Source organism: Kitasatospora sp. NPDC051984 (assembly GCF_044593455.1).
Taxonomy (GTDB): Bacteria; Actinomycetota; Actinomycetes; order Streptomycetales; family Streptomycetaceae; genus Kitasatospora.
This window is the reverse complement of record NZ_JBIUCB010000001.1, coordinates 445,652-461,347: the sequence shown is the minus strand read 5'-3', so window position 1 is coordinate 461,347 and position 15,696 is coordinate 445,652. Positions and strand designations below refer to the sequence as shown.

The following is a 15,696-nucleotide window of genomic DNA, read 5'->3' as shown; positions in this document are numbered from 1 at the left end:
TCGACGTCCTCCACATCTGCACAGAATCGGGCAGCCCGTGCGCGACCACCTGGAGCCCCTGGCGGGGCAGCAGCCCGCCGTCCCCGTCCAGCGGCATCCGCCGCCCGACGGGCTGCCCCGGCTTGCCGAGCGCCTGGCGTACCTGGACGGTGCGGCCCGGCGGATCAACAGTTCGCTGGATCTGACGGCCACCCTGCGCAACCTGGGCCGGGTGCTGGTGCCGGAGCTCGCGGACGCCCTGGTGGTGCTGGTCCGCGACCCCCTGCCGGACGTCGAGCGCGACCTGGGGCGTCCGCGCGCGCTGCGGGTGCTGCACACCGCCGGGACGAAGCTGGGCCGCTCCGGCGGCCTGCGCCCGGTGCCGCCCGGCAGCGCGCTGGAGCGTGCCCTGGAACGGCGCGCCCCGCACGGCCCGACGGTGCTGGACGAGCGGCGCGGCGGCCTGCCCGCCGAGTTGCTCGGCGCCCGGGCGCTGGGCCGGCTGCCGGCGGGGACGGCGCTGCTGGCGCTTCCGCTGCACGGGCGGCAGGCCGCGCTCGGCATGCTGCTGCTGATCCGGCGCCCGGCCGCGGACGGGCAGCCGGTGTCGTTCGACCCGGCGGACACCGCGACGGCCGCGCACCTGGCGACCCACGCGGGCCTGGCCGTGGACACCGCGCTGCGCTACACCCGCGAGTGGGAGATCGCGGACGAGTTGCAGCGCTCGATGCTGCCCGCGCACCTGCCGCAGCCGCACGGCGTGCGCCTGGCGCACCGCTACCTGCCGGGCGAGCGCGGGGCGCAGGTCGGCGGCGACTGGTACGACTCGATCCCGCTGCCGGGCAACCGGGTGGCACTGATCGCCGGCGACGTGATGGGCCACTCGCTGACCTCGGCCGCGGTGATGGGCCAGCTGCGCACCTCCGCGCAGACCCTGGCGGGCCTGGACCTGCCGCCGCACGAGGTGCTGTACCACCTCGACGAGCAGGCTCAACGCCTGGGCCGCGAGCACCACTTGGCGACCTGCGTGTACGCGGTGTACGACCCGATCGCGGGCCGGGTGGTGATCGCCAACGCCGGGCACGTGCCGCCGGTGCTGGTCGGCCCGGACGGCACCAGTGAGCTGCTGGACCTGCCACCCGGCGCGCCGATCGGCGTCGGCGGCGTGGACTTCACCTCGGTGGAGCTGGCCGCGCCGCCCGGATCCTCGCTGCTGCTGTTCACCGACGGCCTGGTGGAGACCCGCCGCCGCCCGCTGGGCACCGGACTCGAACTGCTGCGGGCCCGGTTGGAGGGGGCGAACCGGCTCACCCCCGAGCAGCTGTGCCAGGAGGCGCTGCGGATCCTGCCGCCGGGCGACCGGGCCGACGACATCGCGCTGCTGGCCGCCGCGTTCGACGGGATCCCGGCCTCCGACGTCGCCTACTGGTACCTCCAGCCGCGGCACGAGACGCCGGGCCGGGCGCGCCGGCTGGCCGGGCACGCGCTGCACAACTGGGGCCTGGACCATCTGCGGGAGAACTGCGAACTGATGGTCAGCGAGCTGGTCACCAACGCGATCCGGCACGCCACCCGCCCGGTGACGCTCCGGCTGGTGCGCACCTCGCGGCTGCGCTGCGAGGTCGGCGACGACTCGGCGGCGCTGCCCCGCACCCGCCGGGCGGGCCCCGACGAGGAGCGTGGGCGCGGCCTCCAGATAGTCGCCCGGTGTGCGGACCGGTGGGGTGCGACCCGGCTGGGGGCGGGCAAAGTGGTCTGGTTCGAGCAGCGCATCTGAGCGCCTTCAGGCACTGAACCTTGGGTCGGCGGCGGCAAGTTGGTCGAGTGCGCCGAGGACGTCCGGGCCGAGCACGGCGAGCGCCAGCGGGCGACTGCGGCGCAGTCCGAGGACGGTGCGCAGCACGTCGGCGTGGTGGATCTCGCGCAGCGCCGCCACGTACTCCTCGGCCGCGGCCCCGTCGGCCGCCTGCCAGGTCAGCAGCAGCGCCTTGACCACGGCGAACATCAGCCGTCGGCCGCGCACCAGTTCGGGCCGCTCGTTGAGGCCGAACACCTCGATGGTGGCCTCGCCGCGGACGGTCAGCGGGTCGTACGCGCCGGAGTCCAGGTAGAGCCGCAGGTGGTCGGCCGGGTCCTCGCGGCACGGGTCGACCAGCAGCGCGTCGCCGGTGGCCGGGTCGCGCGGGAAGCGGTCGCGCTTGCGGTTGCTGTTGCAGTGCGCGCACGCCAGCAGGTGGTTCTGCCAGTCGAAGGTGCGCAGCGGCGCCTGGGCGATCGGCTCGAAGTGGTCGATGTCGGTGCCCAGGTTGTCCCCGCAGTACATGCAGCGCTCCAGCCCGGGCGCCATCTGCCGCAGCATCAACCGCAGTTGGGCTTTCGGACGGACGGCTTTGCGCCACGCGGCACGGCCGGACGCGGTGCTCGGGCCCGCCGTCCGGATCCCGGCCGTGGCCCGCTCGAGGTCGGCGGCCAGCCGCGGCTGCAGGGCCGGCCGCTGGAGCGGGATCACTGGTCCCGGCCGAGCAGCCGCGCGGTGACCTCGTCGACCCGGGCGGTCAGCGAGCTGTTCAGCTTCGCCCCGAGCTCCCGGTACTCGGCGAGCTCCGCGTCGGTGGCCCGGCCCGCGTACATCTTGCGCTCCAGCCGTACCAGCAGCCTGCGTTCGGCCTCGGCGGCCGGCGAGTAGGCGCTCGGCAGCCCGAACAGCTCCGACAGGACGGTGTCCTCCCCACTGCCGTACAGCACCCGCTGCCGCAGGTCCTCGTCCAGCCGGTGCGGCGCGAACTCCTCGCCCGGGCCCGGGAGACGGATCAGCGCGCCCGGGTCGGCGGCCTGGCAGACGTACGGGCTGTGGGTGGCGACCAGGAACTGGGTGCGCGGGAAGTGCTCGGTCAGCCACGGGCCGAGACGCTGCTGCCACACCGGGTGCAGGTGGCGGTCCACGTCGTCGATCAGCACCGGGCCCGGGTGCGGGGTTGCCGCGACCTGACCGACCAGGCGGGCCAACGCGGCGACGCCGTCGCCCAGTTCGTCCAGCGGCAGCTCCAGCGCGCCGTGCGCGACGTACTGCCGCTCCGGATCGCTGACCCGCCAGCCAGGGGGCAGCACGCCGGCCACCAGCTCGGCGTCCAACGGGACTTCTCGGCCCTGGCCGGGCTCCACGAAGCGCGCCTGCCGCGCGCCCTGCGCCTCACCGACCCGCCAGCGCGGCGCGGGCTCCGCCTCCACCCAGCCGTCGCCCCATGCCGTTTTTGCGCCACCCGGCAACGCCCCGAGCGCCATCGCGACCGCCCGCAGCAGCGTGCTCTTCCCGCTCCCGTTCGGCCCCGCCACCACGTTCCACCCCGGCCCCGGAGGGAGCGCCAGATCCACCTCCCGCGCCCCGCCGAAACACTTCACGCCGGAAACCCTGATCCGCGACACATACACCGGGCCACCACCCCCTGCGGGGTGTTATGCCCAGCCCTCGCCCGCCCACCCACCCGTGACCCCGACAGCAGAAGGCGAAGAGAGCCGGGGCAACGCCTGCGGCCGGCGGCGGCGGGGCCGCGGGCGAGCGGGCCGGGGCGATCCGAAACGCCCGTGGCCGCCGACAGCGCCCCCCGGCCCCACCTCTGCGGAGGGGTCACGGGCGGGCAGACGGGCGGGGCAACGCCTGCGGCGAGCAGGAACGGGACCACGAGCGGGGCAACGCCTGCGGTCGGCGGCGGCGGGGCCACGGGCGGTGGGGCCGCGAGCGAGCGGGCCGGGGTGGTGCGAACGCCCGTGGCCGCCGACAGCGCCCCCCGGCTCCACCTCGGCGGTGGGGTCACGGGCGGGTGGGCGGGCCGGGATGGCGTGCACGTCAACCGCCGAGCGCCAGCGCCCCCGGGGGGTTCACCTCGGCGGGGCGGGGTCACGGGCGGGTGGGCGGGCCGGGGCAACGTGCACGTCAACCGCCGAGCGCCAGCGCCCCCGGGGGGTCACCTCGGCGGTGGGGTCACGGGCGGGTGGGTGGGCGCGATGCGGACCGGCAAGCCCCGTAGCGCGTCGCAGAGGGCCGCCGCGAAGCGGTCGTATTCCGGGGTGCGGGCGGAGCCGGGCCGGTGGGCGAGGCCGATGCGGCGGCCGGGGGTGGGGGCGGCGAAGCGGACGGCGGCGAGGCGGTCGGTGCGGCCGGTCTCGACGGCGAGTGCGGTGGCGGGGAGCAGGGTGACGCCGAGTCCGCCGGCCACCAGCTGGACGAGGGTGGAGAGCCCGGCGGCGCGGGTGCTGCCGCCGGAGGCGTCGGCGCCGACTTCGCGGCAGATGTCGAGGGCCTGGTCGCGCAGGCAGTGGCCTTCTTCGAGCAGCAGTACGTCGAGGTCGAGCAGCACGTCGCGCGGGACGTCGGACCGTCCGGCGAGCGGATGTTCGGGCGGCACGATCAGCACGAAGTCCTCGTCGAACAGCGGGATTTCGGCCACGGGGGCGCTCCCGCCGGCGGGCAGGGCGAGCAGCAGCAGGTCGAGTCGTCCGGTGGCGAGGCCGTCAAGAAGGGAGGGGGTGCGTTCCTCGTGGACGTGCAGTTCGAGGTCGGGGTAGGCGTCGCGGACGAGTCGCAGGACGGTCGGCAGCAGGTAGGGCGCGACGGTGGGGATCACGCCGAGGTGCAGTGGCCCGGTGAAGGGGCGGCGGGCGGCCTCGACCTCCTCGGTGAGGGCGTGCAGCGCGGACAGCACCTGGCGCGCGTGGGCGGCGACGCGCTCCCCGAGCGGGGTGATCATGACGCGCCGGGTGGTGCGTTCGACGAGTTGCGCGCCGAGGGTCTCCTCGAGCGCGGCGACGGCGCCGGACAGCGCGGGCTGGCTGGTGCCGATCGCGGCGGCAGCCTCGCGGAAGTGCAGGTGTTCGGCGACGGCAGCGAAGGCCCGCAGCTGGGAGAGGGTGGGGGTGCGTTGCGTAGGGTGCTTCACGACGGCGCTTCCTGCGGTGATCCGATGTGGTCCGATGCTGCCTCCAGTGTGCCGCACTGATCGGGATTGCCTATCAGGCAAAGCGGCAGATCCGATTTCACTGATCAGTAGCCCCTGTGCGACGCTTGAAATGTCCGCAATACGGACAACCCTCATCTCAACCCTTGGAGTAACGACGTGCTGACGATCGGCGACAAGTTCCCCGAGTACGAACTCAACGCCTGCGTTGACCTCGACGCCGCGAACGCCTTCGCCGAGATCAACCACAAGACCTACGAGGGCAAGTGGAAGGTCGTCTTCTTCTGGCCGATGGACTTCACCTTCGTCTGCCCGACCGAGATCGCCGCGTTCGGCAAGCTGAACGAGGAGTTCGCCGACCGTGACGCCCAGGTCCTCGGCGTGTCCGGTGACTCGGAGTACGTCCACCACGCCTGGCGCAAGGACCACAAGGACCTGCGCGACCTGCCCTTCCCGATGCTCGCCGACATCAAGCACGACCTGATGCGCGCCTGCGGCGTCGAGGGCGCGGACGGCACTGCCCAGCGCGCGGTGTTCATCGTCGACCCGAACAACGAGATCCAGTTCGTCATGGTGACCGCCGGCTCCGTCGGCCGTAACCCCAAGGAGGTCCTGCGGGTGCTGGACGCCCTGCAGACCGACGAGCTGTGCCCGTGCAACTGGAACAAGGGCGAGGACACCCTCGACGCCCAGGCCCTGCTGGCCGGCTGACCCCCATGGCTCTCGACGAACTGAAGGCCGCGCTGCCGGACTACGCCAAGGACCTGAAGCTCAACCTGGGCTCGGTCATCGGCAACTCGGACCTGCCGGCGCAGCAGCTCTGGGGCACCGTGCTGGCCTGCGCGATGGCGACCGGTTCGCCGGCCGTGCTGCGCGAGCTGGAGCCCGAGGCCAAGTCGCAGCTGTCCCCGGAGGCCTACCAGGCCGCCAAGGGCGCCGCCGCGATCATGGCGATGAACAACGTCTACTACCGGACGCTGCACCTGCTCTCCGACAAGGAGTACGGGACGATGCGGGCCGGTCTGCGGATGAACATCATCGGCAACCCGGGCGTCGACAAGGTCGACTTCGAGCTGTGGTGCTTCGCGGTCTCCGCGATCAACGGCTGCGGTCAGTGCCTCGACTCGCACGAGGGCGTGCTGCGCAAGGCCGGCGTCGAGCGCGAGGTCATCCAGGCCTCCGTCAAGATCGCCGCGACCGTCCAGGCCGTCGCCTCGGTGCTGGACGCCGAAGCGCAGCTGGCCTGACGGGCAGCGACAAACAGACGGAAAGGTCCGCCCGCGGAGGGAACCCCTCCATCGGCGGACCTTTCCGTTTGCCGTATCTACTGCTTGCGGGCCGCCTCTATCGCCTGGAAGACCTCCTGCCCGGCGGCGTTCCGCTGCCGCAGGTGCCCGGTGACGGTGTTGGTCACGGCGATCAGCGGGACCGCCACGATCGCGCCGGCGATGCCGCCGACGATGGAGCCCGCGGCGACGCCGAGCACCACGGCCAGCGGGTGGACCCGCACGGCCCGGCCGAGGATCAGCGGCTGCAGGATGTGTCCCTCCAGCTGCTGGACGGCGACCAGCACGACCAGCGCCATCAGCGCCTTGAACGGTCCGACGGTGACCAGCGCGATCAGCACCGCGATGGTGCCGGTGACCAGCGCGCCGACCAGCGGCACGAACGCGCCCAGGAAGATGATCACCGCGAGCGGCATCGCCATCGGCACCCCGAGCAGCTGGAGCCCGATGCCGATGCACAGCGCGTCGATGAAGGCGACGGTGACGGTGCCGCGGACGTACGCGGTCAGCGTGGCCCAGGCCTTGGGCCCGGCGCCGGCCATCGCGTACCGGGAGTGCCGGGGCAGGCCGCGCAGCGTCCAGTTCCAGATCCCGGCGCCGTCGTAGAGCAGGAAGAAGACGGTGAAGGCGGCCAGCGCGATACCGGTGAGCAGTTCGACGGCGATGCTGACGCCGGTGAAGCCGGCCGAGGTCAGCTGGTCGGAGTTCTTGCCGATGGCCGTGGTGATCTGGTTGGTGAAGTTGTTCAGCTGGTCCTGGGTGAGGTGGAACGGGCCGTTGAGCAGCCAGTCCCGCAGCTGCCGGACACCGTCCTGCACCTTGACGGTGACCGAGTCGAGGTTGGTGGACACCTGCCAGAACACGAACCAGCCGACCAGGCCGATGCCGGCCAGGCCGGACATGAAGGTGCCGGCGGCGGCCACCGAGCGCGGGACGCCGTGCCGGCGCAGCCAGGACACGGTGGGTTCCAGCAGCGCGGCGATCAGCACCGCGGCGAGGGCCGAGAAGGCGACCAGCCGTAGCGTGTCGATGACCCGGAAGACCACGTAGAGGGCGACGCCGATCAGCAGCAGCCGCCAGGTGGACTCGGCGGCGACCCGCAGCGTCCACGGCACCGCGTCCGCGGGGGTGGCGGGACGGCCGAACGAGGGCGCGCCGGCCTGCTGTTCGGCGCTGCGCGGGGCGGGGACGGTCGGCCCGGCCGCCGGCTCCTGGGGCGCGACGGCGACGGCCGGGCCTTCGGCCGATGCGCCTTCGTGACCGGCGAGTTGACGGGCCGTCTGCTCAACGGTGCGCCGGGCGGCCCGCTCGGCGGCGAGTTCGACGGCCTGCTCGGTGGCGAGCGCCTGCGCCTCGGCGGTGATGGCCGCGCGGCGGCGGCGTTCGGCGGCGGCGAACAGCCCGGCCGCCAACGCCCCTATCTTGGCGACACCGCGCCAGCGGCCGCCGTTCGTCTCTTCCGTCACTGCCCGGTCTCCCCCGCGTCGTCTGCTCCGCGGCCGCGGGTCGCGCGGCCGTCGGCCAGAAACGCTACCTGCCGACGGGGCCCCGGGGCGCGGTGGTATCAAGGACCGGTTCCAGGAGGTTCCGGGCAAATCATCATCAATGCGCCCGTTTCGTCCGGCCAAAGATGGGAAGGGGCCTCAACGGACCTTCTGTCGGCGGACCGGCCGGGAGTGGTGGAACCAGGACCCGCTCCGCTCCCCCGCGTCCGCACCGGACCGTCGCCGCCCGCAGCGCACTGGTCAGCGCCGCCCGGGCGGCACGGCCCGCTCAGAGGCCGCTGTCTCGCGGCAGCACGAAGGGCCCCGTTCTCGGCCGTGCGAGAAACGGGGCCCTTCGATACGAAGCCTTAAGGCGTGGTACCAGCCGTTGGGCCTAGTACCAGTGGTGCGACTGCCAGAACGACCAGGCGCCACAGGGGCTGCCGTAGCGGCTGTTCATGTAGTTGAGGCCCCACTTGATCTGGGTCGCGGGGTTGGTGCGCCAGTCCGCGCCGGCCGAGGCCATCTTGGAGCCCGGCAGCGCCTGGACCAGGCCGTAGGCGCCGGAGGAGGCGTTGGTGGCGGTGTAGTCCCAGCCGCTCTCGCGCTTGACGATCTGGCTGAAGCACTGGAACTGGTTGGCGTCGCCGACGATCTGCAGCGCCATGTCCTGGACCGAGCCGGCCGGGACGGTGGCGAGCACGCTGCGGGCGGAGGCGCGGCTGGCCTCCTCCTTCTGACGCTTCTCCTCGGCCGCCTTGGCGGCCTTCTCCGCGTCGGCCTTCGCCTGGGCGTCGGCGGCGGCCTTCTGGCGGGCAGCCTCTTCCGCGGCCTTCTTGGCGGCGGCGTCGGCGGAGACCTGCTGGGCGTTGGCCTGGCGGCTGATGCCGTCGCTGACGTTCTGGGCCTGTGCACCGGTGGGCGCGTCGGCGAGCAGGGTGGCGCTCGCGACGTCGACCGTCTGAACGGTCTTGCCCTCACTGCCAGAGGCCGCACCTACGACAGCACCGACGGCGGTCACCGCGGTGGCGGAGGCGACAGCGACTCCCCGGACCGAGATCCGAGTCACATGGTTTCCTTCCAGCGTCGCCCGGCGTGTGACCTCCGGGCGCAAGATGCCCCTGGTCACTGGCCTCCGTCGAACTCTGGTCACGGGAGGCGCTGGCTCGGCCGTCCCCCCGGGCGGGCCCGGAGCGGCGGTGGAATCGAGCGGCGTACGGCCTTGCGGTGTTCAGTTTTCCGCCCGCCGACCGGAGTTGCCGGGCGAGGAATTGCCGTACGCGGGGCCTGACAGAACCCTCACCATGCCGCACGCGACGGTGTCTACGCAATTCCCTGTGCCGTGGCGGATCTCACAAACTTCGCCACCTGGGCGTTTGGCGGACGATCGGCAGAGGGGTCGTCAACAGGGCTGACAGCGAAGGGGCCTGACGGTACGCGTCAGACCCCTTTGCCCCGGTGTGTCCGGTTATGCCTACGGCTGGATGTCCTCCAGCATCTCGGTCACCAGTGCGGCGATCGGCGAACGCTCCGAACGCGTGAGCGTGACATGGGCGAACAGCGGATGGCCCTTCAGCTTCTCCACCACGGCGACCACGCCGTCGTACCGGCCGACCCGCAGGTTGTCCCGCTGGGCGACGTCGTGGGTGAGCACCACACGGGAGTTCTGGCCGATCCGGGAGAGCACCGTGAGCAGCACGTTCCGCTCCAGGGACTGCGCCTCGTCCACGATCACGAAGGCGTCGTGCAGCGAGCGCCCGCGGATGTGGGTGAGCGGCAGCACCTCCAACATGCCGCGGGAGATGACCTCTTCGATCACGTCCTGGGTGGTGACGGCGGAGAGGGTGTCGAACACCGCCTGCGCCCAGGGGCCCATCTTCTCGGCCTCGCTGCCCGGCAGGTAGCCGAGTTCCTGGCCGCCGACCGCGTACAGCGGGCGGAACACCATCACCTTGCGGTGCTGGCGGCGCTCCAGGACGGCCTCCAGGCCGGCGCACAGGGCGAGCGCGGACTTGCCGGTGCCGGCCCGGCCACCCATCGAGATGATCCCAATCTCCGGGTCGAGCAGCAGGTCGAGCGCGATCCGCTGCTCGGCACTGCGGCCGCGCAGGCCGAACGCCTCGCGGTCGCCGCGGACCAGCCGCACCCGGCCGTCGGGGGCCACCCGGCCCAGCGCGCGGCCGCGCTCGGAGTGCAGCACCAGTCCGGTGTGCACCGGGAGTTGCTCGGCGCCGTCGACCGAGAGGGCGTGCTCCTGGCCGGCGAACAGCTCGTCCACCTGGTCGGCGGGGACGTGCAGTTCGGTCATGCCCGTCCAGCCGGAGGTGATCGCCAGCTCGGCCCGGTACTCCTCGGCCAGCAGCCCGACCGAGCTCGCCTTGATCCGCAGCGGCAGGTCCTTGGAGACCACGGTGACGTCGTAGCCCTCGGCCTGCAGGTTGCGGGCGACCGCGAGGATCCGGGTGTCCGCCTCGCCGCCGCCCGTCCGGTAGCCGGCCGGCAGGATCGACAGGTCGGAGTGGTTCAGCTCGACCCGGATGGTGCCGCCCAACTCGCCCACCGGGATCGGCTCGTCGAGCCGGCCGTAGCGGATCCGGTAGTCGTCCAGCAGGCGCAGCGCCTGGCGGGCGAAGTAGCCGAGCTCCGGGTGGTGCCGCTTGGCCTCCAACTCGGTCACGACGACCACCGGGAGGACCACCTCGTGCTCCTCGAAGCGCGTCATGGCGAGAGGGTCGGCCAGGAGCACGCTGGTGTCGAGGACGTACGTGCGCCGGTCTGGTGTCCGGCGGCTCTTGGTACTGACCACTAGCCCTCCAGAGCGGGTGACCCGACGTCACCCGCGGCCCACCGGTCCCCGCGGCCCCGCTGGCCGGGGGGACGGTCTGAGCGGAGTATTCCCAGGCGAGGAGGCCCGCATTCGCGCCTGGACGAACGGCGGGATCACAACGGGTGAACGTTTTCCCGGTGGGCGTCCGGGTATGAGGAACCGACCGGGCACCACTACCTCACCATAGCGGATGAGCACAGCCCGGGGGCAGCACGGGTATGAGGAACCGACCGGGCACCCAAGGGAATTGGCCGGGCGTCAGCGCCCCATCCGCCGGTTGCGCAGCTGGTAGTCGCGCAGTGCCCGCAGGAAGTCGACCTTGCGGAAGGCGGGCCAGTAGGCCTCGCAGAAGTAGAACTCGCTGTGTGCGGACTGCCAGAGCAGGAAGCCGGACAGCCGCTGCTCACCGGAGGTGCGGATCACCAGGTCGGGGTCGGGCTGGCCCTTGGTGTAGAGGTGCTCGGCGATGTGCTCGACGTCGAGGATTTCGGCCAGTTCCTCGATCGAGGTGCCGCGGCCGGCGTGTTCCTGGAGCAACGAGCGGACGGCGTCGGCGATTTCCTGCCGGCCGCCGTAGCCGATGGCGACGTTGACGGTCAGTCCGTCGATGTGCGCGGTCTGCTGCTCGGCGCGCTTGAGCACCTCGGCGGTGGGGGCGGGCAGCAGGTCGAGCGCGCCGACCGGGTGGACCTTCCAGCGGCCGGCGTCGACCAGGCCCTGGACGGCGTCCTCGATGATGCCGAGCAGCGGGACGAGTTCCTCGGCGGGGCGGGCCAGGTTGTCGGTGGAGAGCATCCAGAGGGTGACGACGCGGACGTCGGTCTCCTCGCACCAGCCCAGGAACTCGCTGATCTTGTCGGCGCCGCGCTGGTGGCCGTAGGCGGTGGTGCCGCCGGTGGCCTTGGCCCAGCGGCGGTTGCCGTCCAGGATCACGCCGATGTGGCGGGGGGTGTTGGCCAGGTGCACCTCGACCCGGCGGCCGTACAGCCGGTAGGCCCGGTCCAGCAGGATGCGCAGTCCCGGCGTGCGCTCGACCACATCGCGCAGACCCATCGTGAACGGCCCCTCCGTGCTGATTGCTCCGGGTGCGAATCCCCTGGCGCAGCCTACTCCGCCCGGCATTACCGGAGGTAAAACCGCAGGTACCGGTCTTGTCACAGTGCGCGCACGGGGCGGGATACGGAACGGTCTCCGAATCCTTAAACGGTCCCTAAACCGGATTCCGGGTCTTGACGCTTGCCATTGGTCTAGTCCAGCGTGTGGTCAGCACCACAGCGGACCCACCCCCACAGCGGAGCCGCCGCGACCCCCACCGCGGCGGCTCTTCCTTCCCCCGCCACGTCTGCTCTCCCCCCACGCCCCCCTCCCCCACTCCTGCACTGGAGCCTGTCATGGCCCGTACCCTGCAGCAGCCGTCCCACCGGCGCCGCAACAAGATCCCGGCGGTGCTGGCCACCGCGACCGCGCTGGCCCTGGCCGGCACCGGCCTGGCGCTGTCGGCCGGCGGCGCGAACGCCGCGGTCGGCAACCTGGTGACCAACGGCGGTTTCGACTCCGGCCTCGCCGGCTGGACCTGCACCGGCAACGCCGGCACGGTCACCACCCCGGTCCACTCCGGCACCGGCGCACTGGCCGCCACCCCGGGCGCCGGCGACACCGCGGAGTGCACCCAGACCGTCTCGGTGCTCCCCAACACCGCCTACTCGCTGAACGGTTGGGTCCAGGGCTCGTACGTCTACCTGGGCGCCCGCGGCACCGGCGGCACCGACCCGTCCACCTGGTCGGCGCAGAGCAGCTGGAACCAGCTGAACACCACCTTCACCACCGGCGCCAACACCACCAGCGTCACCCTGTACATCCACGGCTGGTACGGCCAGCCCACCTACTACGCGGACGACATCCAGCTGATCGGCCCGGGCGGCACCGCCTCCCCGTCGCCGTCCGCCAGCTCCGTCTCGCCGAAGCCGTCCACCTCCGCGTCGGCCTCCCCGTCGCAGAGCGCCTCGCCGTCCGCGTCGGCCTCGCCGTCGCAGAGCGCCTCCCCGTCGGCGTCCAACTCGCCCAGCCCGTCCGGCTCGGCGACCACCCCGCCGCCGAACACCGGCCTGCCCAAGCACGCGATGACCGGCTACTGGCAGAACTTCGACAACGGCTCGACCGTGCAGCGGCTGCGCGACGTGCAGTCCGCGTACGACATCATCGCGGTGTCCTTCGCCGACGCGACCACCACCCAGGGCGCGATCTCCTTCACCCTGGACCCGGCGCTGGCCACCAAGCTCGGCGGCTACACCGACGCCGACTTCAAGGCCGACATCGCCGCCAAGCACGCCTCCGGCAAGAAGGTCGTGCTCTCCATCGGCGGCCAGAACGGCGCGATCTCGGTGGGCAGTTCGGCCGCCGCGACCGCGTTCTCCGACTCGGCGTACAAGCTGATCCAGCAGTACGGCTTCGACGGCATCGACGTCGACCTGGAGAACGGCGTCAACGCCACCTACATGGCGCAGGCGCTGCACACCCTGCAGGCCAAGGTCGGCTCCGGCTTCGTGCTGACCATGGCCCCCGAGACCATCGGGATGTACTCCACCGCCGGCGCGTACTTCCAGCTGGCGCTGGCCACCAAGGACATCCTGACCGTCGTCAACACCCAGTTCTACAACTCCGGTGGCATGAACGGCTGCGACGGCAAGGTCTACACCCAGGGCACCGTCGACTTCATCACCGCGCAGGTCTGCACCCACATCCAGGGCGGCCTGCGGCCCGACCAGGTCGGCATCGGCGTCCCCGCCTCCAGCAAGGCGGCGGGCGGCGGCTACGTCAACTCCACCGTGGTCAACAACGCGCTGGACTGCCTGGCCACCGGCAACCACTGCGGCACCTTCGTCCCGCCGGCCAAGTGGCCGACCATCCGCGGCGCGATGACCTGGTCCACCAACTGGGACGCCAACAACGGCAACGAGTTCTCCAACAACGTCGGGGCCTTCCTCCGCAACATGCCGTGACTCTCCGCCGGTGCACCGCTCCTTGAGGGGGGGGCAGGTGCACACCAGGGGTCCGTCGCACCACTGGGGGTACGACGGGCCCCGCCCCTTTTCAGCGGACGGTGACCAGGACGGCCGCCAGGGTGCCCAGCAGCATCGCCGGGCCGAAGGCCAGTTCGGTGCGGCGGCCGGCCCGGCGCAGCACCAGCAGGGCGACCGCCCACAGCGCGGCGATCAGCCACATGTAGAGGAGACCGGCGTAGAACGTCCGCCAGCCGGCCAGGCCGAGCACGGCGCCGAGCGACGGGGCGAGTTTGACGTCCCCCAGGCCCATCGGCGCGAACAGCGCCAGCAGCAGGAACACGCCCCCGAGTGCGCCCGCCGCCAGCGCGCAGCGCAGCCACACCTCCGGTCGGTGGTCGGCGAGCGGGACCAGCAGGGCCGTGCCCGCCAGCAGCGGCAGCGTCAGGGCGTCCGGCAGCCGCTTCACCGCGGCGTCCACGAACCCCAGCGCCACGCCGAACAGCGCCACCCACGCCAGCAGCGGCAGCCACCGCCCCGGCGCGTACCCGGCGAGCGCGGCGCCGACCGCCCCGGCGGTCAGCTCCACGGCCAGCGGCGGCGGTCCGGCCCGCTCCCCGCAGCGCACGCAACGGCCCAGCGGCGTCACCGCGCAGGCCCGCCACGGCTCGCCGCCCGGCACCGCGTACCGCACCACCGCCGACCGCAGCGGCACCCCCACCAGCAGACCCAGCACCGCACCCAGCACTGCCCCGAGCATCCGACGCCTCCCCTGACGGCCCGCCGCGACCCTACCGCCGCACCACCGTTCACCCGTCCGTGTCCAGGTGGCGAACACCACGCGGAGACGGGCCCGGCGCGCCCGTAAAGTAATCGGGCATGCAGGTCATCCAGTCCAGCAAACTCGCCAATGTCTGCTACGACATTCGCGGCCCGGTGCTCGACGAGGCGATGCGGCTGGAGGAGCAGGGCCACCGCATCCTCAAGCTCAACACCGGCAACCCGGCCGCGTTCGGCTTCGAAGCCCCGCCCGAGATCCTCCAGGACATCCTCCGCAACCTGTCCTCCGCGCACGGCTACGGCGACTCCAAGGGCCTCCTGTCGGCCCGCCGCGCCGTGGTCATGCACTACGAGGACCGCGGCCTGCACGGCCTGACCGTCGAGGACGTCTACCTGGGCAACGGCGTCTCCGAGCTGATCCAGCTCGCCATGACCGCCCTCCTCGACGACGGCGACGAAGTCCTCGTCCCCGCCCCCGACTACCCGCTGTGGACGGCCTCGGTCTCGCTGGCCGGCGGCACCGCCGTCCACTACCGGTGCGACGAACAGGCCGAGTGGTACCCCGACCTGGCCGACATCGCCGCGAAGATCACCGACCGCACCCGGGCGATCGTCGTGATCAACCCCAACAACCCCACCGGCGCGGTCTACCCGCGCGAACTGCTGGAGGGGATCGTCGAACTCGCCCGGCAGCACAAGCTGGTGATCTACGCGGACGAGATCTACGACAAGATCCTCTACGACGGCGTGGAGCACATCCCGCTCGCCACCCTCGCCCCGGACCTGTTCTGCGTCACCTTCAACGGCATGTCCAAGTCCTACCGGGTGGCCGGCTTCCGCAGCGGCTGGATGGTGCTCTCCGGTGACCGGCAGCGCGCCCGCTCCTACATCGAGGGCCTCAACGTCCTCGCCTCGATGCGCCTGTGCGCCAACATGCCCGCCCAGCACGCCGTCGCCGCGGCCCTCGGCGGACGCCAGTCCATCCAGGACCTGATCCTGCCCGGCGGTCGGCTGCTCGCCTCCCGCGACGCCGCGTACCGGCTGCTCAACGAGATCCCCGGCGTCTCCTGCGTGAAGCCCAAGGGCGCGCTGTACGCGTTCCCGCGGCTCGACCCGCAGGTCTACAAGATCAAGGACGACGCGCGGATGGTCCTCGACCTGCTCCGCGCCGAGCGGATCCTGATCGTCCAGGGCACCGGCTTCAACTGGCCCGCCCCCGACCACTTCCGCCTGGTCACCCTCCCCCACCCGGACGACATCACCAGCGCGGTCACCCGCATCGGAGACTTCCTGTCGGGTTACGTCCAGACCTAGCAACCAGGGGCGCGGGGAACTGCGCGAGCAACCCGGAACGCACAGCAAGGTCCGGCCGAGGAGGGGCATCCCTCC

Annotated in this window: 13 protein-coding genes; 5 read left to right on the top strand and 8 right to left on the bottom strand. The window is 72.3% G+C overall.

Going from position 1 to position 15,696, the window contains the following annotated elements; genetic code table 11:
• Positions 1–37 precede the first annotated feature (37 nt).
• Entirely contained in the window at positions 38–1,756 is a 1,719-nt protein-coding gene (locus ACIHEI_RS02130) for a SpoIIE family protein phosphatase (RefSeq protein WP_396605303.1), read from the top strand.
• Between the two features lie 6 nt (positions 1,757–1,762).
• On the opposite strand, the gene ACIHEI_RS02125 is transcribed toward ACIHEI_RS02130, so the two are convergent.
• From ACIHEI_RS02125 to ACIHEI_RS02115, 3 genes are all read right to left on the bottom strand, one after another.
• Entirely contained in the window at positions 1,763–2,488 is a 726-nt protein-coding gene (locus ACIHEI_RS02125; protein WP_392953781.1) for an HNH endonuclease, read from the bottom strand.
• Positions 2,485–3,402 (bottom strand): AAA family ATPase, encoded by a 918-nt coding sequence (locus ACIHEI_RS02120; RefSeq protein WP_396605489.1) that lies wholly within the window; start codon positions 3,400–3,402, stop codon positions 2,485–2,487. The genes ACIHEI_RS02125 and ACIHEI_RS02120 overlap by 4 nt, the downstream gene beginning before the upstream one ends.
• A gap of 539 nt (positions 3,403–3,941) precedes the next feature.
• A complete protein-coding gene (locus ACIHEI_RS02115; RefSeq protein WP_392953778.1) occupies positions 3,942–4,913 on the bottom strand; it encodes a LysR substrate-binding domain-containing protein in 972 nt (323 codons plus the stop codon).
• 177 nt (positions 4,914–5,090) lie between these two features.
• Here ACIHEI_RS02115 and ACIHEI_RS02110 point away from each other — a divergent pair, with 177 nt between their 5' ends.
• Together ACIHEI_RS02110 and ACIHEI_RS02105 are read left to right on the top strand one after the other, a co-directional pair.
• Positions 5,091–5,642 carry a peroxiredoxin gene (locus tag ACIHEI_RS02110; protein ID WP_387637826.1) on the top strand — a complete coding sequence of 184 codons (552 nt, stop codon included), beginning with the start codon at positions 5,091–5,093 and terminating at the stop codon, positions 5,640–5,642.
• 5 nt (positions 5,643–5,647) lie between these two features.
• Positions 5,648–6,178: an alkyl hydroperoxide reductase gene (locus ACIHEI_RS02105; RefSeq protein ID WP_387637829.1), complete on the top strand. Its 531-nt coding sequence runs from the start codon at positions 5,648–5,650 to the stop codon at positions 6,176–6,178.
• 77 nt (positions 6,179–6,255) lie between these two features.
• On the opposite strand, the gene ACIHEI_RS02100 is transcribed toward ACIHEI_RS02105, so the two are convergent.
• The 4 genes from ACIHEI_RS02100 to ACIHEI_RS02085 form a co-directional block, all read right to left on the bottom strand.
• Positions 6,256–7,683 (bottom strand): AI-2E family transporter, encoded by a 1,428-nt coding sequence (locus tag ACIHEI_RS02100; protein WP_396605302.1) that lies wholly within the window; start codon positions 7,681–7,683, stop codon positions 6,256–6,258.
• Positions 7,684–8,095: 412 nt separating this feature from the next.
• Positions 8,096–8,770 carry a transglycosylase SLT domain-containing protein gene (locus ACIHEI_RS02095; protein ID WP_387637835.1) on the bottom strand — a complete coding sequence of 225 codons (675 nt, stop codon included), beginning with the start codon at positions 8,768–8,770 and terminating at the stop codon, positions 8,096–8,098.
• Between the two features lie 405 nt (positions 8,771–9,175).
• Positions 9,176–10,507, bottom strand: a complete 1,332-nt coding sequence (locus ACIHEI_RS02090) for a PhoH family protein (RefSeq protein ID WP_392953771.1) — start codon at positions 10,505–10,507, stop codon at positions 9,176–9,178.
• Between the two features lie 279 nt (positions 10,508–10,786).
• The gene (locus tag ACIHEI_RS02085) at positions 10,787–11,581 is read right to left on the bottom strand and encodes an isoprenyl transferase (RefSeq protein ID WP_387637841.1); all 795 of its coding nucleotides are present in this window, start codon (positions 11,579–11,581) and stop codon (positions 10,787–10,789) included.
• A gap of 338 nt (positions 11,582–11,919) precedes the next feature.
• On the opposite strand from ACIHEI_RS02085, the gene ACIHEI_RS02080 reads away from it, so the two are divergent.
• A complete protein-coding gene (locus ACIHEI_RS02080; protein ID WP_396605301.1) occupies positions 11,920–13,527 on the top strand; it encodes a chitinase in 1,608 nt (535 codons plus the stop codon).
• A 91-nt stretch (positions 13,528–13,618) separates the two neighbouring features.
• On the opposite strand, the gene ACIHEI_RS02075 is transcribed toward ACIHEI_RS02080, so the two are convergent.
• Positions 13,619–14,287: a prepilin peptidase gene (locus tag ACIHEI_RS02075; protein WP_387868242.1), complete on the bottom strand. Its 669-nt coding sequence runs from the start codon at positions 14,285–14,287 to the stop codon at positions 13,619–13,621.
• Positions 14,288–14,406: 119 nt separating this feature from the next.
• Here ACIHEI_RS02075 and ACIHEI_RS02070 point away from each other — a divergent pair, with 119 nt between their 5' ends.
• Positions 14,407–15,621 carry a pyridoxal phosphate-dependent aminotransferase gene (locus ACIHEI_RS02070; RefSeq protein WP_387868241.1) on the top strand — a complete coding sequence of 405 codons (1,215 nt, stop codon included), beginning with the start codon at positions 14,407–14,409 and terminating at the stop codon, positions 15,619–15,621.
• Positions 15,622–15,696 lie beyond the last annotated feature (75 nt).